At 71.8% G+C, this 21,229-nt stretch carries 16 protein-coding genes; 7 read left to right on the forward strand and 9 right to left on the reverse strand.

From position 1 onward, the window contains the following. Positions 1–3 precede the first annotated feature (3 nt). The 5 genes from ACF08N_RS28885 to ACF08N_RS28905 are packed head-to-tail and all read left to right on the forward strand — an operon-like array spanning position 4 to position 5,924. Complete coding sequence (locus tag ACF08N_RS28885) at positions 4–840, forward strand: class I SAM-dependent methyltransferase (protein ID WP_392327642.1); 837 nt, start codon at positions 4–6, stop codon at positions 838–840. After that, the gene (locus ACF08N_RS28890; RefSeq protein WP_392327643.1) at positions 837–2,213 is read left to right on the forward strand and encodes a diaminopimelate decarboxylase family protein; all 1,377 of its coding nucleotides are present in this window, start codon (positions 837–839) and stop codon (positions 2,211–2,213) included. Before ACF08N_RS28885 ends, ACF08N_RS28890 begins: the two co-directional genes overlap by 4 nt. Continuing rightward, positions 2,210–3,511: an MFS transporter gene (locus ACF08N_RS28895; RefSeq protein WP_392327644.1), complete on the forward strand. Its 1,302-nt coding sequence runs from the start codon at positions 2,210–2,212 to the stop codon at positions 3,509–3,511. Before ACF08N_RS28890 ends, ACF08N_RS28895 begins: the two co-directional genes overlap by 4 nt. Then, positions 3,508–4,785: an ATP-grasp domain-containing protein gene (locus tag ACF08N_RS28900; RefSeq protein WP_392327645.1), complete on the forward strand. Its 1,278-nt coding sequence runs from the start codon at positions 3,508–3,510 to the stop codon at positions 4,783–4,785. Before ACF08N_RS28895 ends, ACF08N_RS28900 begins: the two co-directional genes overlap by 4 nt. Further along, on the forward strand, positions 4,782–5,924 hold the full coding sequence (locus ACF08N_RS28905; protein WP_392327646.1) for a GNAT family N-acetyltransferase: 1,143 nt from the start codon (positions 4,782–4,784) through the stop codon (positions 5,922–5,924). Before ACF08N_RS28900 ends, ACF08N_RS28905 begins: the two co-directional genes overlap by 4 nt. Before the next feature lie 36 nt (positions 5,925–5,960). Here the strand turns inward: ACF08N_RS28905 and galK are convergent, their stop codons facing one another. Genes galK through galT form a run of 3 tightly spaced genes read right to left on the reverse strand, consistent with a single transcriptional unit; the run spans position 5,961 to position 9,073 of the window. Further along, complete coding sequence (gene galK, locus ACF08N_RS28910) at positions 5,961–7,067, reverse strand: galactokinase (protein WP_392327647.1); 1,107 nt, start codon at positions 7,065–7,067, stop codon at positions 5,961–5,963. Further along, positions 7,064–8,032 carry a UDP-glucose 4-epimerase GalE gene (gene galE / locus ACF08N_RS28915; protein ID WP_392327648.1) on the reverse strand — a complete coding sequence of 323 codons (969 nt, stop codon included), beginning with the start codon at positions 8,030–8,032 and terminating at the stop codon, positions 7,064–7,066. The genes galK and galE overlap by 4 nt, the downstream gene beginning before the upstream one ends. Then, a complete protein-coding gene (gene galT, locus ACF08N_RS28920) occupies positions 8,033–9,073 on the reverse strand; it encodes a galactose-1-phosphate uridylyltransferase (protein ID WP_392327649.1) in 1,041 nt (346 codons plus the stop codon). Positions 9,074–9,307: 234 nt separating this feature from the next. Here galT and ACF08N_RS28925 point away from each other — a divergent pair, with 234 nt between their 5' ends. Together ACF08N_RS28925 and ACF08N_RS28930 are read left to right on the forward strand one after the other, a co-directional pair. Beyond that, positions 9,308–10,978, forward strand: coding sequence for a sodium:solute symporter family protein (locus tag ACF08N_RS28925; protein WP_392327650.1), 1,671 nt, complete (start codon positions 9,308–9,310; stop codon positions 10,976–10,978). A 24-nt stretch (positions 10,979–11,002) separates the two neighbouring features. Continuing rightward, positions 11,003–11,275: a hypothetical protein gene (locus tag ACF08N_RS28930; RefSeq protein ID WP_392327651.1), complete on the forward strand. Its 273-nt coding sequence runs from the start codon at positions 11,003–11,005 to the stop codon at positions 11,273–11,275. On the opposite strand, the gene ACF08N_RS28935 is transcribed toward ACF08N_RS28930, so the two are convergent. From ACF08N_RS28935 to ACF08N_RS28960, 6 genes are all read right to left on the reverse strand, one after another. Continuing rightward, positions 11,272–11,967: a LuxR C-terminal-related transcriptional regulator gene (locus ACF08N_RS28935; RefSeq protein WP_392327652.1), complete on the reverse strand. Its 696-nt coding sequence runs from the start codon at positions 11,965–11,967 to the stop codon at positions 11,272–11,274. The two genes, ACF08N_RS28930 and ACF08N_RS28935, sit on opposite strands and share 4 nt — an antisense overlap. Before the next feature lie 215 nt (positions 11,968–12,182). Further along, positions 12,183–14,012, reverse strand: coding sequence for a PQQ-binding-like beta-propeller repeat protein (locus ACF08N_RS28940; protein WP_392327653.1), 1,830 nt, complete (start codon positions 14,010–14,012; stop codon positions 12,183–12,185). Positions 14,013–14,078: 66 nt separating this feature from the next. Continuing rightward, complete coding sequence (locus tag ACF08N_RS28945; protein WP_392327654.1) at positions 14,079–15,857, reverse strand: PQQ-binding-like beta-propeller repeat protein; 1,779 nt, start codon at positions 15,855–15,857, stop codon at positions 14,079–14,081. A 67-nt stretch (positions 15,858–15,924) separates the two neighbouring features. Beyond that, positions 15,925–17,574 carry a PQQ-binding-like beta-propeller repeat protein gene (locus tag ACF08N_RS28950; RefSeq protein WP_392327655.1) on the reverse strand — a complete coding sequence of 550 codons (1,650 nt, stop codon included), beginning with the start codon at positions 17,572–17,574 and terminating at the stop codon, positions 15,925–15,927. 240 nt (positions 17,575–17,814) lie between these two features. Further along, the gene (locus ACF08N_RS28955; protein WP_392327656.1) at positions 17,815–19,629 is read right to left on the reverse strand and encodes an ABC-F family ATP-binding cassette domain-containing protein; all 1,815 of its coding nucleotides are present in this window, start codon (positions 19,627–19,629) and stop codon (positions 17,815–17,817) included. Between the two features lie 43 nt (positions 19,630–19,672). Beyond that, the gene (locus ACF08N_RS28960; protein WP_392327657.1) at positions 19,673–20,986 is read right to left on the reverse strand and encodes an acyltransferase; all 1,314 of its coding nucleotides are present in this window, start codon (positions 20,984–20,986) and stop codon (positions 19,673–19,675) included. Positions 20,987–21,229: the final 243 nt, after the last annotated feature.

Below are 21,229 nucleotides of genomic sequence, written 5' to 3' on the forward strand. Positions count from 1 at the left end.
CGCGTGTCCAACCCCGTACTCACTCACCCGGCCGGCCCCGCCACCGACCGCACCGCGCCCGTCTACGACCACATCGGCGTGGGCTACTCCTCCGTACGCCGCCCCGACCCCCGGTGGGCGCGGCAGATACGGGAGTCCCTGGGTGATCCCCGCACGGTCCTCAACGTGGGCGCGGGCGCGGGCGCGTACGAGCCGGCCGACGTGCAGCTCGTCGCGGTCGAGCCGTCGCTGCGGATGCGGGCCCAGCGGCCCCCGGGCTCCTCCCCGTGCGTCATCGGCAGCGCGGAGAGCCTGCCCTTCGACGACCAGGCCTTCGACGCGGTCATGGCCGTCCTGACCGTCCACCACTGGTCGGACCTGGAGGCCGGGATCGGCGAACTGCTGCGGGTCGCCTCCCGCTTCGCCGTCGTGACGTACGACATGGACGTCCAGGCCGACTTCTGGTTCACCCGCGACTACGTCCCCGAGATCGCCGAGGCCGAACGCTCCCGCGTCCCGTCCCTGGACCGCCTCACCGAACTCCTCGGACCGTGCGAGGTCACCGAGCTTCCCGTGTGGCACGACTTCGCGGACGGATTCATGACCGCGTTCTGGCGGCGGCCGGAGGCCTACCTCGACCCCGAGACCCGCCGGGCGTGCTCAGCCTTCGCCCTGACGGACGAGCAGGCGGTCACGCGGGGCGTCACGCGCCTGCGCGAGGATCTCGCGTCGGGCGAGTGGAACCGCCGGTACGCCGACATGATCCAACGCGACAGCATCGACGCGGGCTTCCGCCTGCTCACCGGCGTCTCGCCCCACGCGGAGCTGCGGCCCGCGCCCCTGGAAGGAGCACACGCGTGACCGGGGAACAGCCGGACAGCGGATCGGGGACGGGCTGGGACCACGAGCGGCTGGCCGGCATCGCACAGCGCCACGGCACACCCGTGCACGTGCTGGACGCCGGCCGGCTGGACCGGGCGACGCGGCACCTGCTGGACGTGCTCGGCGGACTGGGCCGGCCGACCCGGACGTACTACTCCGTGAAGACGAACTATCTGCCGTACCTGCTCCGGCGTCTCGTCGGCCACGGCATGGGCGCGGACGTCGTCTCGGGGTACGAGCTGGAGGCCGCGCTCGCCGCCGGGTTCGATCCGGCGGCCGTGGTGTTCAACGGTCCGGTGAAGACCGACGCCGAGCTGGCCACGGCCGTGCGGCACGGCGTGCGGGTCCACATCGACGGTGAGGACGAGATAGCCGCGCTGGAGAGGATCGCCGCCGAGGAGGGGCGCACCCTCGAGGTGGGCATCCGGATCTCCCCCGGCGTGGCGCTCTCCACGTCCTCCGACCCCTCGTACCGGGCCCAGGCCGAGCGGGCGGCCGCTCGCCAGCGGTTCGGCTGGCCCGCCGGGTCGCCGCAGCTCGCCCGTCTCGTCGAGCGCATCGCCGGGTCGGCCCACCTGTCGCTCACCGCCGTCCACGCCCATCTGAGCAGCCAGATCGTGCACGAGGATCTGATGCTCCGGGCGCTGGAGCGCGTACTGGACGAGGCGGCGGCCCTGCACCGGCGGTTCGGCCTGCACGAGGTCAACATCGGGGGAGGCTTCGGCGTACCGGGCATCCGCCGCCCGCGCACCGGCCCGCTGTCCGCCGTGTGGAGCCTGCAGGGAGGAACGCCCGCGCAGGACGACGAACCCGTCCTGGACATCGCCCGGTTGTTCCCCGAGGTGGACAAGCTGATGCAGGACCGGGGCCTGGACGGGGTGACCCTCGCCTGTGAGCCGGGCCGCTGGCTGGTCTCGGACACCATGGCCCTGGTGACGCGGGTGATGTCCCGCAAGGAACTGCCGGAGGCACGCTGGCTGATCCTGGACGGCGGCAACAATGTGGCCCCCTGGACGGGCACCGGCGAGGTCCACCGGCTGATTCCGATCGGCCGCCGGTTCTCGGAGCGTCACAGCACCTGGTCGGTGGCCGGGCCGCTGTGCTACGAGAACGACATCCACGCCACGTCCATGGACCTGCCGGACGACATCCGCACCGGTGACCTGCTGAGCCTCCACGACACAGGGGCCTACTCGCTGGGGCGCAGCAACAACTTCATCCGGACCAGGGCCGCGGTGGTCGCGATCGACGGTGAGCGGGAGCAGGTGGTCTGGCGGGCCGAGACCGGCGAGGACGTGTTCCGCCTGGCCGACCCGGACCTCCCGGACCCCGCCCCGGGGACACCGCGGTGATCAAGGGCTACCTGGAGCTCTTGAGGCTTCCGGGCGCGAGCGCGGCGGCGGTACCCGCCGCGCTCGCGCGCCTGGCCGGGACCATGGTCCCCCTCGCGCTGCTGCTGACGCTGGTCCAGTCGGGGCACTCCCTCGCGCTCGGCGGCACCGCCGGCGCGGCGTACGCCCTCGGCAGCGCCGTGGGGGGACCGGCCATCGGGCGGGTGATGGACCGCATCGGCCCGAGTGCGGTGCTCCGGATCACCGCGCCGGCCGCCGGCCTCGCCCTGGTCGCGGTCGCATTCGGCGCCGATGCCGCGCCGACCGCCGCCGTGCCGGCCGCCGCTTGTGCGGCAGGGCTGGCCACCGCACCGGTCGGCGCGTCGATGCGGGCCCTGTGGCCCGCTCTCACCGAGGACGCCGCCCTGCGGCAGCGGGCCTACTCGTTCGAGGCGACGCTCAGCGAGCTGCTGTTCATCATCGGGCCCTCGGCCGTCACCGTGCTCGCCACCCTGATCGGTTCCCGTGGCGCACTGCTGGCCACGGCGGTACTCCTGGGAACCGGCGGGCTCGGCTACGGGCAGGCCGCCGCCGTGCGCAGGCGCCGCCCCCGGCCCCGGCCCGGCGACGCCCCGGTGAACGGGCCGAAGGACCGGTCCGGTCCCGGACGGGTCGCGGCGTCGGCCGTGCTGGTGGCCATCGCCCTGACGGCGGCCCTGTCCAGCGCCCTGGTGGTGGCGGTCACCGCGTCGCTGCGGGACCAGGGATCGGCGCCGGAACTCGCCGGCACCCTGGTCGCGCTCCAGTCCGCGGGCAGCGTGGTCGGCGGACTCCTGTACGGCGCCCGTACCTTCGGGGGGACCGCGTACCCGCGGTACGTCAGGCTGCTGGTCGTGCTGACCGTCGCGCTGGCCGCCCTGCCGGCCGTCCCTCTGGCGCACCACGCCGGGCTGTCCGCCTCCTGGACGCTGGTGCTCCTGGGCGTCCTGCTGGTGGTCAGCGGTCTGCCGATCGCCCCGGCCGGGGCGGAGGAGTTCCAGCTCATCGGCGAGATGACCGCCCAGGACAAGGCGACCCAGGCGTTCGCGGGCGTCGGCAGCTTCATCGCGGTCGGCACGGCCGCGGGCTCCGCCGCGGCGGGCCTGGCCGCCGACCGCCTCGGTCCCACCGCCGCTCTGTGTCTGCCGGCCGCCTTCACGCTCGCCGCGCTGCTGGTGAGCCTGGCGGCCCGCGGCCCCGTCGTCCGAGCCGTCACCGCCACCCGCCGGATGGAACACCTCGCGCATTCGGCCCCCACCCAAGGAGAACCACACGCATGAGCACCGCACCCGGCGTACTCGCCGTCGTCGAGAGCCAGTTGTCGAACTTCGGCCTGACTCCCCTGCGCGCGGCCCACGAACTCGGCTTCCACACCGTTCTGATGAGCAACGACCCGGACCGCTACCGCGTGGTCGGACTCGCAGAGGAGGTCTTCGCCAAGCACATCGACCAGATCATCCAGGCGGACACCAACTCCGCGGACGCGGTCGCCGCCGCGCTGGAGCCGTTCCACGCCGAGGGCCGCCTGCGGGGCGTGATGACGGTCACCGACTACAACATCCCCGTCGTGGCGGAGGTCGCCGCGCGTTTCGGCCTGCCGGGCCTGTCCCCCGAGGCCGCCCGCACCTGCCGGGACAAGCTGCTGATGCGGCGCGCCTGCGAGGCGGCCGGTGTCGCGGCACCCGGCTTCCACCAGGCCACGACCGAGGAGGACGCGCTCGCCGCCGCCGACCGCTTCGGCTACCCGTGCGTGGTGAAGCCGATGACCGAGTCGGCCAGCATCGGCGTCACCCTCTGCCGTACGCCGGACGAAGTGCTCGCGGCCTACCGGGACATCAGCTCCTCGCCCACCGATTTCCGCGGCCAGCCCCGGCGGCCGGGCGCCCTCGTGGAGGAGTACCTCCTGGGCTTCGAGGTGAGCGTCGAGTCCGTGCTGCTCGACGGCGAGCGCCGGGTCCTGGGCGTCACGGACAAGGCCCTCGGCCCCCACCCGCACTTCGTGGAGATGGGCGACACCTTCCCGTCGATGCTGTCGGCACCGGTGCGCGAGGCGTGCGTCGACCTGGCCTGCCGGGCGCTGGACGCGGTGGGCCACGACTTCGGCGCCGCGCACGTCGAGGTGAAGATGACCGCGGCCGGCCCGCGCATCGTCGAGGTCAACGGCCGCATGCCCGGCGCGGAGATCACCCAGCTCATCCGCGAGGCGACGGGGATCTACCTCCAGCGCGAGGTGATCAGGCTGCACACGGGCCGGCCGGCCGACCTCACGGCCACCCGCGACGCCGCCGCGGCGTCCCGCTACCTCGCCGCGCGCGAATCCGGGGTCCTGACCGCCATCGGAGGCGCGGACCTGGCGCGGCGCGTCCCCGGCGTGGTGGACGTGGACCTGGAGGCCCACCCGGGCGACCGGGTCCGCCCCGCCGAGAGCAATCTCGACCTGCTGGGCTACGTCGTGGCTGTCGGCGACACCACCGGCGACGCCGTGCGCAGGGCGGAGGCGGCTCTTGGGCAGCTCACCCCGGTGATCGACTCGGCGGTCGAGGGCGTGCGATGAGCACCGCCGCCGCGCCTAACGGCTCACAGCCGGTGGAAGTGGCCGTACGGCGGAGCCTGAAGGAGGTCGACACCACGCGGTGGGAGGCGCTGCTCGGCCCCCGCGGCTTCTACGCCGCGCCCCCGTGGCTGCGGCACTGCGAGAACACCGCCGCCACCGAGCCGTACTACTTCACCGCCTTCGACGGCGGTGATCCGGTGGGTGTCCTGCCCGCCTACCCGCTGGAGCACGCCACTCCGTACGTCTTCTGCAGCCCCGGCCGGGTGATCGGCACCGTCCATCGCAACGCCACGGGCGAGGACGCCCCCTGGGCGGCCGGGCTGATGCCCGCTCTGGCCTGCGGAGGCCGCAACCCCTCGCACACCAAGGCGGGGACGGACGGCGGCCTCGGCGCGGGCCGGCAGCGCGAGGTCCTCTCGGCTCTGGTCGGGGCCGCCGAACGGGAAGCGTGGGCGGCCGGACTGCAAGCGGTGTCGTTCCTGTACGTCGACGAGGACGACGATCCGCTGCGCCGGGTCCTGGCGGACCACGAGTACCTCGCGCTGCCCGGCCAGACCGCGTACTCGCTGCCGGTCCCGGACGACGGCGCCTTCGACACCTACCTCGCACGGTTCGAGCAGCGCCGCCGGGTCAAGCTCAAGCGCGAACTGCGCGCCCTGCACGAGGCGGGCGTCGTCTACCGCACACAGCCGCTCAGCGCCGACATCATCGAGCGGATCGCCCCGCTGGAGATGGCGCTCTACGCCAAGCACGGCACCCCCGCCGACGCGAACGCCTTCATGGCGGTCCTGCACAGCATCGCCGACCACGCCGGCGATGCGGCCCGGGTCACCACCGCCTCGCTCGACGGGCATCTGGCGGGCTTCGTGCTCACCTTCACGCACCGGGGGGAGATGTACGCCCGCCAGGCCGGATTCGACTACGAGGCGCAGGGCAGACTGCCGCTCTACTTCGGGCTGGTCTACTACGAGTTGCTGCGCGTGGCGCTCGCCGAGGGGCTCTCGCAGATCCACTACTCCACCGGGTCGGACCGGGTGAAGCTCTCCCGCGGCTGTACGGCACGGCGGCAGATCGCCTACGTCAAGGCCCGCAGCCCGGAGCACACCGAACAGCTGTCCCGGCTCTCGCACCTGCTGTGAACCGGGCCCCCGGTCCGCGGGCGGCCGGGGGCTCGTTCAGCTCAGCCGCCGCGCTCCTGCCGACGGGACCGCCGTGAAGACACGCGGCTGCTCCAGCGAACGGGCCGCGAACGCCTCCTGGACCGCCTTGGTCACCAACTGCGCCGACGACGACTCCGTCAGCACGATCGCCGAACCGCCGAAGCCGCCCCCGGTCATCCGCGCGCCGAGGGCGCCCGCGGTGAGAGCCGTGTCGACCACCAGGTCCAGTTCGCCGCACGAGACCCTGAAGTCGTCGCGGAGCGAGGCATGGCCCTCCGTCAGCACCGGGCCGATCGCGCGCACCTCGCCCGCCTCCAGGTGCGCGATCACGCGCTCCACCCGGTGGTTCTCCGTGACGATGTGACGGACCAGGGCGCGCACCTCCGCGTCGTCGATGCGGGCCAGGGCGTCGCCGAGCCCGTCGTACGGGACGTCCCGCAGCGCGTCCACGCCCAGGACGGCCGCGCCCGCCTCGCAGCCCGCGCGGCGCTTTCCGTACTCGCCCTCGCTGTGGGCGTGTTCGACCCGGGTGTCCACGACGAGGAGTTCGAGGCCGTGGGCCGGCAGGTCGAAGGGGACCTGCCGAAGCGAGAGGTCACGGGTGTCCAGGTGCAGGGCGTGGCCCTCGACGCAGCAGGCCGAGGCCATCTGGTCCATGATCCCGGTGGGGGCGCCGACGTAGACGTTCTCCGCCCGCCGGCACAGCCGGGCGATGTCCCGGGAGTCCATGCCCAGCGAGTACAGGTCGTTCAGGGCGAGTGCGGTGACGACCTCGATCGCGGCGGAGGAGGACAGCCCGGCGCCGGTCGGCACCGTCGACTCGTAGTGTATGTCGGCGCCGCCCACCGCGAGGCCCGCCCAGCGCAGCGCCCACACGACGCCCGCCGGGTAGTCGGTCCAGCCGCCCGAGCGCGCGGCCGGCGCCAGGTCGTCGACGCGCAGTTCGACGGGTTCGCCGGCCACGTCGGCGGAGTGGAGCCGCAGCACGCCGTCGTCGCGGCGCGCCACGGTCGCCACCGTGGTGTGCGGCAGCGCGAAGGGCATGACGAAACCGTCGTTGTAGTCGGTGTGTTCACCGATCAGATTCACCCTGCCGGGGGCTGCCCACACACCGTCGCTCATGACGCGTTTTCCCTCCCGCGGGCGAATGCCCAGGCGTCGGACACGATGCCGGCCAGGTCGGCGCGGCTCGGTTGCCAGCCCAGGCGCTCCTGGGCGGCGGCTGCGGAGGCGACGAGGACCGCGGGGTCGCCGCCGCGGCGCTCGGCCATGACCTCGGGCACCGGGTGACCGGTCACCTTGCGCACGGTCTCGATGACCTCGCGCACGGAGAAGCCGTTGCCGTTGCCGAGGTTGCAGATCAGGTGCTCGCCGGGCTCCGCCGCGTCGAGCGCGAGCAGGTGGGCCTCGGCGAGGTCCGCGACATGGATGTAGTCGCGGACGCAGGTGCCGTCGGGCGTCGGGTAGTCGTCGCCGAAGACGGAGATGGACTCCCGCTTGCCGAGGGCGACCTGGAGGACCAGCGGGATGAGGTGCGACTCGGGGTCGTGGCGCTCACCGCAGTTGCCGTACGCGCCCGCGACGTTGAAGTACCGCAGGGACACGGCGGCCAGGCCGTGCGCCGCCGCCTCACCGCTGATCATGTGGTCGACGGCGAGCTTGGAGGCACCGTAGGGGCTGGTGGGCGCGGTCGGGTCGGACTCGGTGATCGGGGTCGAGACCGGTTCGCCGTACGTCGCCGCGGTGGAGGAGAAGACGAGGGTGCGCACTCCGGCGGAGCGCATGGCGGCGAGCAGCGCCATCGTGCCGCCGACGTTGTTCTCCCAGTACTTCTCCGGTTTCACGACCGACTCGCCGACCTGCGAGAACGCGGCGAAGTGCAGGACGCCGTCGTACGAGGCGTCGAGATGGCGTGCGGCGTCCTGGATGCGGCCCTCGATGAACTGCGCGCCCGCCGGGACGCCCTCGCGGAACCCGGTGGAGAGGTCGTCGAGCACGGTCACCCCGTGGCCGGCCTCCAGAAGGTGCTGGGCCACCACGCTGCCGACATATCCCGCACCGCCTGTGACCAGGTACTTCTTGCTCACTTAGCTCGCTACCTCTCGCAGTCGCTCTGCCGCGGCTTCCGGCGGCACGTCGTTGATGAACACGCTCATACCGGACTCGGAACCCGCGAGAAACTTCAGCTTGCCGGAAGTGCGGCGGATGGTGAAAAGCTCGAGATGGAGGGCGAAGTCGTCCCGCCCGTCCGCGGTGAACGGCGCCTGGTGCCAGGCGGAGATGTACGGGGTCGGCGGTTCGCCCGGGCCGAAGATCCGGTCGAAGCGCCTCAAGAGTTCCAGATAGACCTGTGCGAACTCTGTGCGCGCGGCGTCCTCCAGCGCCCGCAGGTCGGGCACCCGGCGCTTGGGATACAGGTGCACCTCGTAGGGCCAGTGCGCCGCGTACGGCACGAAGGCGACCCAGTGCTCGCCCTCCAGCACCACGCGGACGCCCTCGGCCAGCTCGCGCGCGACGACGTCGTCGAAGAGGTTGCGGCCGGTCGCCGCCCGGTGCGCGGCCGCCGAGCGCAGCATCAGGTCGGTGCGCGGGGTGACGAAGGGGTAGCCGTAGATCTGGCCGTGCGGGTGCTGGAGGGTCACGCCGATCTCGGCGCCGCGGTTCTCGAAGCAGAAGACCTGCTCGATGCCCGGGACCTCGGCGAGGTCGGCGGTGCGGTCGGTCCATACCTCCAGGACGAGTCCGGCCTGCTCGGCGGTGAGGTCGGCGAACGAGGCGTCGTGGTCGGAGGTGAAGCAGACGACCTCGCAGCGGCCGAGGTCGCCGGCGAGCGAGGGGAAGCGGTTCTCGAAGACGGCGACGTCGTAGTCGGCGGCGGGGATCTCGCTGAGGCGGCCGTCGCGCGAGGGGCAGAGCGGGCACTCGTCGGCCGGCGGGTGGTAGGTGCGGCCCTGACGGTGCGAGGCGATGGCGACGGAGTCGCCGAGCAGGACGTCGCGGCGAATCTCGGCGGTGGTCGAGACGGCGTCGAGGGGCCGTGAGTCGACGGCGTCGCGTACGACGTCGTCGCGGGAGTCGTAGTAGAGCAGCTCACGACCGTCGGCGAGCCGGGTCGACGTCTTCTTCACACGGAGCTCCTCACCACTTCCATCCAACACAACCGCACACAACAAACCATGTATCAACAGCCCGCGTCAATGGAGCCCCCAACGGCGCGCGACCCAAGATCACCGCCGCCACCAACCCTTCGACCACATCTCAACCATCACAATCAAACAAAGAACGCCAACACAACTGTTCACTTTCCGACCATGGAGGCGTAGGTTCCGCTGTGTTCAGTTCGCCCCACGAAGCGAGAACTCATGCACTACCTGGCCGACGGGCTCCGGCTCCCCACGAACGGGCTCGACTACACGATCCTGGCGATCTACTTCGCCGTCGTCCTGGGCATAGGCTTCGCCGCCCGGGCCAGCGTCAGGACCAGCCTCGACTTCTTCCTCTCGGGCCGCTCACTGCCCGCCTGGGTCACCGGTCTCGCGTTCGTCGCCGCCAACCTCGGCGCCACGGAGATCCTGGGCATGGCCGCCACCGGCGCGCAGTACGGCGTCGCGGTCGTTCACTGGTACTGGATCGGCGCCATCCCGGCGATGGTCTTCCTCGGCCTGGTGATGATGCCGTTCTACTACGGCTCCAAGGTGCGCTCGGTCCCCGAGTTCCTGCTCCAGCGGTTCGACAAGTCCGCCCACCTGCTGAGCTCGGTGCTGTTCGCCTTCGCCGCGATCCTGATCGCCGGCGTCAACCTCTACGCCCTATCGATCGTCGTCGAGGCCCTGCTCGGCTGGCCGCAGTGGGTCTCGATCGTCGTGGCCGGATTCTTCGTCCTCGCGTACATCACGATCGGGGGCCTGTCCTCCGCGATCTACAACGAGGTCCTCCAGTTCTTCGTGATCCTCGCCGCGCTCATCCCGCTGACCCTGCTCGGGCTCAAGCGGGTCGGCGGCTGGGACGGGCTCACCGGCTCGCTGGAGCGCAGCCGCGGCGAGGACTTCCTCACCGCCTGGGGCGGCACCGGCATCGGCGACCCCAACCCGCTCGGCGCCAACTGGCTGACCATCGTCCTCGGCCTCGGCTTCGTCCTCTCCTTCGGCTACTGGACGACGAACTTCGCCGAGGTGCAGCGCGCCCTGTCCGCGAAGAACCTCTCGGCCGCCAAGCGCACCCCGCTGATCGCCGCCTTCCCGAAGATGTTCATCGTCTTCCTGGTGATGATCCCGGGTCTCGTCGCCGCCGTCGTCGTACCGAAGATCGGCACCGCGGGCTCCGACCTCACCTACAACGACGCCATTCCGCTGCTCATGCAGGAACTGCTGCCGAACGGTGTGCTGGGCATCGCGGTGACCGGTCTGCTCGCCGCCTTCATGGCGGGCATGGCGGCCAACGTGTCGTCCTTCAACACCGTCTTCACGTACGACATCTGGGCCAAGTACGTCCAGAAGGGCCGCGACGACCGGCACTACCTGCGCTTCGGGCGGCTGATCACGGCCATCGGCGTGCTGTGCTCCATCGGCACCGCCTTCCTCGCCTCCAGCTTCGGCAACATCATGGGCTACCTCCAGACTCTGTTCTCCTTCTTCAACGTGCCGATGTTCGTGGTCTTCATCATCGGCATGTTCTGGAAGCGGGCGTCGATGAAGTCCGGCGTCTGGGGACTGCTCGCGGGCACCACGGCCGCGATGGTCAACTACTTCTTGATCTACAAGCAGGGCATCGTGGACATCCCCTCCGAGCAGGGCGCCAACTTCGTCTCCGCGATCGTCGGCTTCGTCGCCGGCGCGCTGGTCATGGTGCTCGTCACCCTCTTCACCGCCCCCAAGCCGGCGGCCGAACTCGCCGGTCTCGTCTACGGGACGACGTCCCCGGGCATGGCGGAGGCGCCGTCCGAGGGCGACGACGCCTGGTACCGCAGGCCCGCGCTGCTGGGCTGGGGGGCCGTCGTACTCGCCGCACTGTGCTACGTCCCCTACTCGTTCTGACCCGATCGGAGGCATTGAAGACCCATGTCCGAACTGCAGCGCGAAGTCTCCGAGCTGGAGCGCAAGTCCGCCACCGCGGCACGTCTCTTCGACATCCGACGCATCATCGGCGGGCTGTTCACCGTCTACGGCGTCATCGTCACGATCGCCGGCCTCTTCGCGTCCGACGCGGACCTGAAGAAGGCCCAGGGCGTGAACATCAACCTGTGGACGGGCCTCGGCATGTTCGCCCTCGGCCTGTTCTTCCTCCTCTGGCTGACGCTGCGCCCCACCGCGCCGCCCGCGCCCGAGGACTAGTGCGACGAGAGACCGGGCGGCGGACCTCCGTGTGCCGCCCGGTCCAGCAGGCCCGTGCGCGCGGCCAGCGCCGCCGCCTCCAGCCGGGAGCCGACGCCCAGCTTCATCAGCACGCGCTGCACATGCGTCCTCGCGGTGCTCGGCGCGATCCCCATCCCGGCCGCGATCAGCCGGGTGTCCTCGCCCTCGGCGACCCGCACGAGCACCTCGACCTCGCGCGCGGTGAGCAGCGACAGGAGGCGCTGGCCCTCGTCGTCGGGCTGCGCGGCCGGGTTGAGCAGCTCGGCGAACGCGCCCTGGAGCAGCTGGGGTGCCACCACCGCCTCACCCGCACGGGCCTTCACCAGTGCGCGCTCCACACCCTCTATGCGCTCGTCGTGGCGCACATAGCCGGACGCCCCGGCCGCGAAGGCCGCGGCGATGCCCCGCGGACTGGGCACCGGCCCGAGGACCACGACGGCCACCTGGGGGCGCTCCCGCTTGATCCGTGCGACCGGGTCGAAGGCGCCCGGCGCGGCAGGCGCCTGGGTGCCCAGCAGACAGACCTCGGGCGCTCTGGCGACGACCAGCTCGGCCGCTCCGGCGGCAGGCGCGGCCGCCGCAAGCACCCGGTGCCCGCGCAGTTTCAGCGCCGAGGCGAGCGCCTCCGCGAGCAGTCTGTGGTCGTCGACCACGATGAGCCGCACGCCCATCGAGCAACCCTCCCCGTTGGAGCAGGCCCCCCGGCCTCCTGACCCGGCAAGCTACACGCTCGTGCCGAAGAGCGCGCCCCCAACTCGGCAGAAGCGTCCCGGAACGCCGAATTCGTCGGCAAACAGGCCCACTTGTGCCGGTGCGGACGGGCCGAACGACCGCGGCCCGGCCCGTCGGGTGCGACGGGCCGGGCCGGGTGGTGCGCTCGTACGGGTCAGTCGGCCACGCTGAAGGCGACCGCCAGGTACTTCTTGCCGAACTGCGAGTCGTTCTCGCGCGGCTTGCTCATCAGGTCCTGCGAGACGAAGAACCGGCCCGCCGCGTAGTCGTACTCGGCGCCGTTCTCCGGGAAGCTCGTCTCGGCGTCGCGCACGGCACGGTCGGAGGGGTTCTCCAGCAGCACCGTCTGCTTGAAGGTGGCGCCGTCGATGCTCACGACCTGACCGCCCTTGTTGTAGGGGGGCCACTTGTAGACGATGAGGTTCCCGCCGTCCATGCGCAGCGGCAGCGCGTGGTAGCCGTCACCGGCGTCCGCGCGCTCGGACGTGCCCTTGCCGGTCGCGAGGTCGAAGGCGATGATCTCGTTGGTGCGGCCCCCGTCGCCGGTGCCGTCGTGCTCGGTGGTCGGCAGGTAGAGCCGGTCGTTGCCGACGAGCACGAACTGGCAGCCCTCGACGCCGTCGCTGGCCGAGCAGCGGGCCAGGTACTTGTCACCGAGGGCCGCGATCTTCGCCCTCAGCTTGCCCGTCTTGCCGTCGATGGAGAAGAAGTCCGAGATGCCGAAGGTGCCCGTGTCACCGACGTCGGCGGCGACGACGAGCGGGTCGCTGGACACCACGCGGGCGTCCTCGACACCGGCCGGCATCTTGAACGTCGACAGCGGGGTCCCGTTGTCGGGGTTGAGCGGCTGGACCATGGCCGTGCGGTTGTCGTAGTCGCCGCAGGTGCGGACCGCGACAAGCGCCTTGCCGCCGCCGTAACCGATGTCACGGCACTGCTGGGCGTCGACCTTGGGCTTCCAGCGGACCGCTCCGGTGGTCAGGTCGAACGCGGCACCGCCGTAGAGACCGCCCGCGGCAACCGTGTTGCCGCTCTGGGTGACCTGCTCGAACTGGCTCTTCTCGTCACCGTCACCGGCGACCGACTTGCTCCACAGCAGCTTGCCGGTCTTGAGGTCGATGACGCCGACCTCGGTGCACTTCTCGTAGAACTTGGGGGCGGTGCGCTTCTTCGCCTCGAAGAGGATCGCCGTCTTGTAGTCCTCGGTCATGTGGCGCGAGGCCGCGCAGACCTGGCCGGCGAGCGGGGTGGTCCACAGGACGCTGCCCTTGGCGACGTCGTACCCCACGACCGAGTTGACGCCCGGCTTCACGTACGCCTTGTCGGTGACCCAGGAGCCGGGGACGGCCGTCAGGTCCTCGCGCGGGGGCTCGGGAAGCTGGAAGGCGACCTTGGACTTGGTGTTCGCGCCCGCCTTCTCCTTGCCGGCGCCGTCCGGTGCGGGCTTGGCGTCGCCGCCACCGCCGGAGCCGCCGGACGCGCCGCCCGAGGAGTTCGTGGCCTCGTCCTTCTTGCCGTCGTCACCGGTGCTCGCGTACACGATGCCGCCGACGACGATCAGGACGATGGCGACGCACGCGGCGATGATGATCTGCATCTGCGTGCTGATCTTCTTGCCGCTGCTGCGGCCGCTGCCGCCGTTCTGGGGCGGCATGTACTGCGGCTGCATGGGCTGCGTCGGGTAGCCGTAGCCCTGCTGCGGCTGGCCCGGGGCACCCTGCTGCGGGTAGCCGTACGGCGGCTGGGCCGGGCCCGGGGGCGGGGTCTGGGGCGGCTGCCCGTAAGGCGGCTGGGCGGGCGGCGCGGTCTGCGGGTAGCCGTACGCGCCGTCCTGCGGCGGCGGGGGCGGCGCGGCGCCGAACCCGCCGGCCGGCTGCTGCTGGGGCGCGCCGAACCCGCCCTGCGGGGGCTGGTTCGGCGGGCCGGGCGGCTGGTTCGGCGGCGGGCCGGGCGGCTGGTTCGGCGGGGGCGGCGGCTGTGTCATGGGGTGCTTACCTCTGGGAACGGTGCGGCTGACGAGCGGACAAGGGTTCCGGGACGACGGTCACGGTCACTGGCCGAAGGCCATCATGGTCTTCGTCTCCTTCTCCTCCTTGTCGTTGCTCGCGCTCACCCGCCCGCTGGCGATGAAGAAGCGGCCGTCGGAGTAGGCCATCTTCGGCGAGTAGAAGGTGTTCTCGATCTGCGCGGTCGACGCCGGGTGCTGGAGCAGCGTCTTCGGCGCACCGCCGGACGGGGCGATCGTGGCGACCGTGCCGCCCTTGTCGTAGGAGGCGCCCATGTAGACGAGGACGTTGCCGCCCTCCATCCGCAGCGGCGTCATCTGGCGCTCGGCCGGCGCCTTGGAGCGCCACTTGGCCTTGCCGGTGTCGAGGTTGAAGGCGACGACCTCGTTGGCGGTGCCGTAGCCGGTCTCGGTCGCCATGTAGAAGGTGTTCGCGTCGGCGGCCACGCCGGTGCAGCCCTCGAGGTTCTGGCCGAAGACCACGAAGGAACCGCCGCAGCGGGGCTGGAACTTGTCGTTGCCGCCGGCGATCTGCGAGTGCGGCTTGCCGTTGTCGGTCAGCGCGATGATCGACCACTTCTTGGGCTCGCGCTGGGTGATGGAGACGACCAGCGGGCTCGCCGAGTAGACCTTGTCGATCTCCCAGCCCTCAGGTGTGTTGTAGGTCCACTTGACCTTGCCGGTGGTCGGGTCGATCTCCTGGAGCTGGTGCTTGGGCTTGTCGTAGTCCGAGGTGGGGCAGCTCGCTCCGGCCAGCAGACGGGGTCCGCCGGCGAAGGCGAACGGCTTGCAGTCGCCGGTCGGCTTGCCGAACAGCTGCTTGCCGTCGGCGAGGGAGAAGCCGTACGAGTTGCTGCCGCCGCCGACCGCCAGCGTGCTGCCGCTGATGGCGAGCGTGTAGTCGGCCAGCGAGCTGAACGCGCCGGACGGCTTGGGGATGGACTTCTTCCAGCCGGCCTTGCCGGTCTTGAGGTCGACCATCTGCAGGTCGTTGCACTTGGCCTTGTCGGTGAGGCCGTCCTCGACACCGAAGACGATCTTGCCGTCGGCGGAGGCGTTGACGGGCGCGGAGCACACCTTGGTGCCCACCGGCACGCTCCACTTCTTCGTGCCGTCGGTCACCGAATACCCGGCGATCTCGCGGTACATGGCCTTGACGACGGTGTCGCCGACCACCCACGGGCCGAACACGTCGGCGCCGTTGCGCGGCAGGTCGACGTCGTTCTTGGTCAGGAAGAGGACCTTGGCCTCGCCGTCCTGGCGCCCGGCGTTGAGGTCGTCCTCGCCGTCGCGGGCGCCGCCGTCGCCGTTGCCGTCGCCCTGGTCGACGGTCGGCGAGCCGGTCGGCTTGGGGTCGTCGGACTTGCTGACGCTCGGCTTGTCGTCCTTGTCGTCACCGGCGAGCGCGAAGTACGTGCCACCGCCGATGAGGAGCAGCGCGGCGGCCGAGGCGGCCACGATGATGCCCGTCTTCCCCTTGAAGAAGTTGCCGGAACCGCCGGACGGCGGGACCGGCGCACCCGGGTACTGCGGCTGCGTGGGGTAACCGCCGTAGGGGCCGGGCTGGTTGTACGGGCCGGGCTGCTGGGCGTACGGCCCCGGCTGCTGGCCGTACGGGCCGGGATGGCCTGCCTGCGGGTAGCCGTAGCCGGGCTGCGGCGCGGGCTGCTGCTGCTGCGGGTAGCCGTAGCCGGGGGCCTGCGGTGCGCCCGCGGGCGGCGTCGGCGGCATCTGGGGCGGCTGGACGGGCGGCTGCGGCACGCCCTGCGGGTTCTGAGGAGCTCCGAAGCCCGGCTGCGGCGGCTGGTTCGGCGGCTGTGTCATGGCGTACTACCTCTGGAGTGTTCGGTGCGAGTAGGGGTGGGGAATGTCCGGATGACCCAGACCGCATTCACTTGCCGAAAGCCATCATGGTGTTCGTCTTCCGCTCCGCCGCGTCGTCCAGCGCCTGGATCAGGGGGGCGACCAGGAAGAGCCGGCCGTCCGCGAAGACCGCTCGTGCCTCGGAGAAGCCCTCGGCGTCCGTCGTCGGGAGTTTGAGCAGGACCTTGCGCTCCCCGCCGGCCGGGGCGACGGTCGAGACCGCGCCGCCCGCGTGGATCGAGGGTCCGATGTGGTGCACCACGGTGCCGTCCTCGGCGGTCAGGGGCGTGATGCTGCGGTCGTCGCCGGGCGACGAACGTCCCGTGGCCCGGCCGGTGTCGAGGTCGAACGTCACGACCTCGTTGGCGCTGCCCTTGGTGGCGAGGTAGACGGCGGACCCGTCGGCCGCGGCGCCCGCGCACCAGCCCTGGATCTCGCCGCGGAGCTGGATCCCTCCGACCGACCCGCAGCGGGGCTCGAACTCGTCGTCGCCGAACGCGATCCGCGAGCGCAGCCGGCCGGTGTCCGTGAGCACGAACACCTGCTGGTCGACGACCTCGCCCGCCATGTCCTCCTTGTGGGCGAAGAAGGCGACCGGGGCGACCGAGAAGACCTTGTCGACCTTCCAGTCGGCCTCCAGCGTGTACCGCCACGCGGGCCGGCCGGTGGCCGGGTCGATCCCCTGGATCTCCTGCTTGACGACCTCGTCGGCGCCCGCGGGGCAGTCCGCCGCGGCGATCAGCCGGGAGCCGCCCGCGAACCCGAAGGGCAGGCAGCCGGACGACGGCCTGGCGAAGAGCCGGCGGCCGTCGGTGACGGAGAACCCGAAGGAGGTGTCGGTGCCGACGGCGGTGACCGTGGTGCCGCTGAGCGCGAGCACCAGGTCGGAGAAGCCGGTCATGCCCTTCGGCTTGGGCACGGTCGTGCGCCAGCCCGGCTTGCCCGTCTTCGCGTCGATCATCCGCAGGACGCTGCAGTCGGACTTCGCCGAGTGCCCGTCGAGCACGCCGATGACGATCTTGCCGTCGGGCGAGTCCTGCGGGGCGGCCATGCAGAGGTCGGAGTCGAGCTTCACGGACCACTTCTTGGCGCCGTCCGTCACCGAATACCCGGTGACCTCGCGGTACATGGCCTTGACGACGGTGTCGCCGACCACCCAGGGGCCATGGGCCAAGGCGCCGTCGCCGGGCACGTCGGCCTCGTTCTTCGTCACGAAGAGGACGTGGGCCTCGCCGGCCCTGCGCTGCGCGTTCAGGTCCTCGGCGGCGTCCTGGCCGCCGGACGCCGTGGGCGATCCGGCCGGCTTCGGGCCGCCGCCCGATGCGTCGGCGACGGGCGGGGTCTTCCGGTCGTCACCGCCCAGTGCCATGTACGTGATGCCGCCCGCGACGAGGAGTCCGGCCGCCGCCGCGGCGACGACGCGGCCGGTCCGGCCGCCGAGGAAGCCGCGCAGCCCGCCGGGGCGGGACGGGGGCGGGGTCTGGGGCTGTGGCTGCGTCGGATACGCGCCGTACGGAGGCGTGGCGTACGGCCCCGTCTGCGGATAGCCGTATCCGGGCTGCTGCGGCGGTGACTGCGGTGCCTGGACGGGCGGAGGCGGATACGCGCCCCCCTGCCACTGATGGTGCGCGGCGCCGAAGCCCCCCTCCGGCCCCTGCCGATCAGGCGGCTGAGTCATCAGCGCCTCCCCCTTCTCCTACGGTCCGCTGCCCGGCGGGCACCCCACGGCCTTCGGCGTGGTCGATGGTGCCCCGGCCCCCGTGGCCCCCCGGCGGGCGGCCGGAAGCGCAGCCGGACGCGCTTCTTTGTATCACCCGCGACGAACGCGGAACGGGCTCGGTCCTCCCCTGTTCCCAAGGGAGGACCGGCCCGTGATGCTGTTGTTACGCGGTTTCCACGGCTTCTCTACGAGTGACTTCTAGGCGTCTTCCGCCAGCTCGAGCCAGCGCATTTCCAACTCGTCGCGTTCGCCCGCCAGTTCGCGCAGCTCGGCGTCCAGCTTCGCGACGCGCTCGAAGTCGGTGGCATTGTCGGCGATTTGGGCGTGCAGCTTCATCTCCTTGTCGGAGATCTTGTCGAGCTGTCGCTCGATCCGCTGCAGTTCCTTCTTCGCCGCACGCGTGTCCGAGGCCGACTTCTCCTTGCCGCCGGCGGCGGTCTGGGCGGGCGGCGGCGGCGGCGTGGGCACGGACGCCTCGACCATGCGCGCCCGGCGCTCCAGGTACTCGTCGATGCCGCGCGGCAGCATCCGCAGCGCGCCGTCGCCGAGGAGGGCGAACGTGCGGTCCGTCGTGCGCTCGAGGAAGAAGCGGTCGTGGGAGATGACCACCATCGAACCGGGCCAGCCGTCGAGCAGGTCCTCCAGCTGGGTCAGCGTCTCGATGTCGAGGTCGTTCGTGGGCTCGTCGAGGAAGAGGACGTTCGGCTCGTCCATCAGCAGACGCAGCAGCTGGAGGCGGCGGCGCTCGCCGCCGGACAGGTCGCCGACCGGCGTCCACTGCTTCTCCTTGCCGAACCCGAACTGCTCGCACAGCTGGCCCGCGGTCATCTCGCGGCCCTTGCCGAGGTCGACGCGGTCGCGGATCTGCTGCACCGCCTCCAGCACCCGCAGCGCCGGGGGCAGTTCGGTGACGTCCTGCGACAGGTACGCGAGCCTGACCGTTTTGCCGACGCCGACGCGGCCGGCCACGGGCTGCTGCTCGCCCTGGGTGCGGGCGGCGTCGGCGAGGGTGCGCAGCAGCGAGGTCTTGCCCGCGCCGTTGACGCCGACCAGGCCGATGCGGTCGCCGGGGCCGAGCTGCCAGGTCAGGTGCTTCACCAGCACCTTGGGCCCGGCCTGGACGGTGACGTTCTCCAGGTCGAAGACCGTCTTGCCGAGCCGGGCGCTGGCGAACTTCATCAGCTCGGACGTGTCGCGCGGCGGCGGCACGTCGGCGATCAGCTCGTTCGCGGCCTCGATGCGGTAGCGGGGCTTTGAGGTACGGGCGGGGGCGCCGCGCCGCAGCCAGGCCAGCTCCTTGCGCATCAGGTTCTGCCGCTTGGCCTCCTCGGTCGCCGCGATGCGCTCGCGCTCGGCCCGGGCGAAGACGTAGTCGCTGTACCCGCCCTCGTACTCGTACACCGCGCCGCGCTGCACGTCCCACATGCGGGTGCAGACCTGGTCGAGGAACCAGCGGTCGTGGGTGACGCAGACGAGCGCCGAGCGGCGTGCCTGGAGGTGCTTGGCGAGCCAGGCGATGCCCTCCACGTCGAGGTGGTTGGTGGGCTCGTCGAGGACGATCAGGTCCTGGTCGGCGATGAGCAGTTTGGCGAGCGCGATGCGGCGGCGCTCGCCGCCGGACAGCGGCCCGATCACCGTGTCGAGTCCCTGCGGGAACCCGGAGAGGTCGAGCCCGTCGAACAGACCGGTCAGCACGTCGCGAATCTTGGCGTTCCCGGCCCATTCGTGGTCGGCCAGGTCGCCGATGACCTCGTGCCGGATGGTGGCCTCGGGGTCGAGCGAGTCGTGCTGGGTGAGCACGCCGATCCGCAGGCCGCCGCTCTGGGTGACCCGGCCGGTGTCGGGCTCCTCCAGCTTGGCGAGCAGGCGGATGAGGGTGGTCTTGCCGTCGCCATTGCGTCCGACGACGCCGATGCGGTCCCCCTCGGACACGCCGAGGGAGACGGAGTCGAGCAGGGCGCGTGTGCCGTACACCTTGCTGACTGCCTCGACATTGACCAGGTTGACGGCCATTTCTCTCCTGCCAGGGGGAACGATCGACCACCCAGCCTACTTGTCACAGCCGCCTTCCCCGCCCGGCCCGTTCCACCAGCAGCCAGCCGCCGAGCGCCATGGCGACGGCCGCGGGCGCGCTGACCGGCACGGCGACGAGCGTCGCGGTCCTGCCCTCCAGCAGCCCGCCGAAGCCGACCATGGACAGGCCGAGCACCCCGAACAGGCACAGGGCGATCCCCGTGGCGGCGACGGGCCCGGTGCCCGGCACGGGCGCTCCGGCGCTGTGCGCGGGCCGCTCGAAGCGGCGGAAGACGGCGACGAGGCAGGCGGTGACCACGACGGCCGCGGCGATCCGGAACGGGACCCCGGCCCACCAGGCCGCGCCCCCGGGCTCCGGCAGCTCCCGGCCCGTGGCGATCACGGCCCCGTACACGCCGAGCAGGGCGGTCAGGTGCCACAGGAACGCGGTCATGGCGATCCCGTTCGCGGCGACGACGCCCCGCCAGACGCGGGGACGGTTCACCAGGCGGGCGCCCGGCCCCTTCAGCAGCTCGACGGCACCCACGAGCCACAGCCCGTGGCAGAGCAGGGCGAGGGTGGGCGGGGCCATGTTGGAGATCTTCTCGCCGGGCATCCCGACCATGGACAGCGGATACGGCCCGAGGGCGACGAGCGCGGCGGCTCCGGTCAGCCCGGCGGCGGCGAGCACGGCGGGCCTGCGGATCCGGCCGTCGGCCCGCAGGAAGCCGAGCTGGTGGACGGCGAGCCAGACGAAGGCGAAGTTCAGGAACTCGACGAAGGGGACGCCCACGGCGAACCGCAGTACGTCGACGGCGACCGCGCCCGCGGCGAGCGCCCCGAACGCGCCCCAGCCCCAGCGCTCGTGCAGCCTCAGCAGCGGCGGGGTGAACGCGACCATGGCGAGATAGATGCCGATGAACCACAGCGGCTGCGCGACCAGCCGCAGCGCGACCCCGGTCGCCCCGCCGCCCCCGCCCAGCAGCTGCACGGCGAGCGCGGCGGCGCCCCAGACGAGGACGAAGGCCATGGTCGGCCGCAGCAGCCGCTGAAGGCGCCCGCGCAGGAAGACGGAATACACGGACCGGTCCGGGTGCCGGCGCCGCAGCGACCGGTACGAGAGGGCGTGCGAGAACCCGCCGACGAAGAAGAACACGGGCATCACCTGGAGGGCCCAGGTGAGGATCTGCAACTCCGGCACGACGGCGAGCAGGTTCCCGACCCCGTCGTCGGTGACGACGGCCATGAGCCAGTGCCCGCCGACGACGACCCCGAGCGAGGCGACACGGAGGAGGTCGACGTAGCGGTCGCGGGTGACGGGTGTGCGTTCCGCGAGCACGCGGAGGTCTGTGGCCATGCGCCTACGCTCGCGCGGGGGGCGCGGCGTACGGGAGGGCGCTGGTACTCATGCGTGCGTGAGTACGTTGCGGGGGGCGCTGCGCGGGCTTGTCCCCTCCCCGCCCCTTCCCGAAACCGTGGGCTCCGCCCCCGGACCCCCGCGCCTCAAACTCCCCCTACGGCCTGGCGGCCGTGGGGGTGCCCCCAGCGAGGCTGGATTTCGCGGAGCGAAATCAGCCCGTCCGGCGATTGAGGACACCGC

This window comes from Streptomyces sp. NPDC015127 (genome assembly GCF_043080095.1).
Taxonomy (GTDB): Bacteria; Actinomycetota; Actinomycetes; order Streptomycetales; family Streptomycetaceae; genus Streptomyces.

Coding starts and splice junctions, on each gene's coding strand:
- ACF08N_RS28900 (WP_392327645.1), top strand. CDS start 3,508: ATGAGCACCGCACCCGGCGTACTCGCCGTCGTCGAGAGCCAGTTGTCG.
- ACF08N_RS28905 (WP_392327646.1), top strand. CDS start 4,782: ATGAGCACCGCCGCCGCGCCTAACGGCTCACAGCCGGTGGAAGTGGCC.
- galK (WP_392327647.1), bottom strand. CDS start 7,067: ATGAGCGACGGTGTGTGGGCAGCCCCCGGCAGGGTGAATCTGATCGGT.
- ACF08N_RS28925 (WP_392327650.1), top strand. CDS start 9,308: ATGCACTACCTGGCCGACGGGCTCCGGCTCCCCACGAACGGGCTCGAC.
- ACF08N_RS28930 (WP_392327651.1), top strand. CDS start 11,003: ATGTCCGAACTGCAGCGCGAAGTCTCCGAGCTGGAGCGCAAGTCCGCC.
- ACF08N_RS28935 (WP_392327652.1), bottom strand. CDS start 11,967: ATGGGCGTGCGGCTCATCGTGGTCGACGACCACAGACTGCTCGCGGAG.
- ACF08N_RS28940 (WP_392327653.1), bottom strand. CDS start 14,012: ATGACACAGCCGCCGCCCCCGCCGAACCAGCCGCCCGGCCCGCCGCCG.
- ACF08N_RS28945 (WP_392327654.1), bottom strand. CDS start 15,857: ATGACACAGCCGCCGAACCAGCCGCCGCAGCCGGGCTTCGGAGCTCCT.
- ACF08N_RS28950 (WP_392327655.1), bottom strand. CDS start 17,574: ATGACTCAGCCGCCTGATCGGCAGGGGCCGGAGGGGGGCTTCGGCGCC.
- ACF08N_RS28955 (WP_392327656.1), bottom strand. CDS start 19,629: ATGGCCGTCAACCTGGTCAATGTCGAGGCAGTCAGCAAGGTGTACGGC.
- ACF08N_RS28960 (WP_392327657.1), bottom strand. CDS start 20,986: ATGGCCACAGACCTCCGCGTGCTCGCGGAACGCACACCCGTCACCCGC.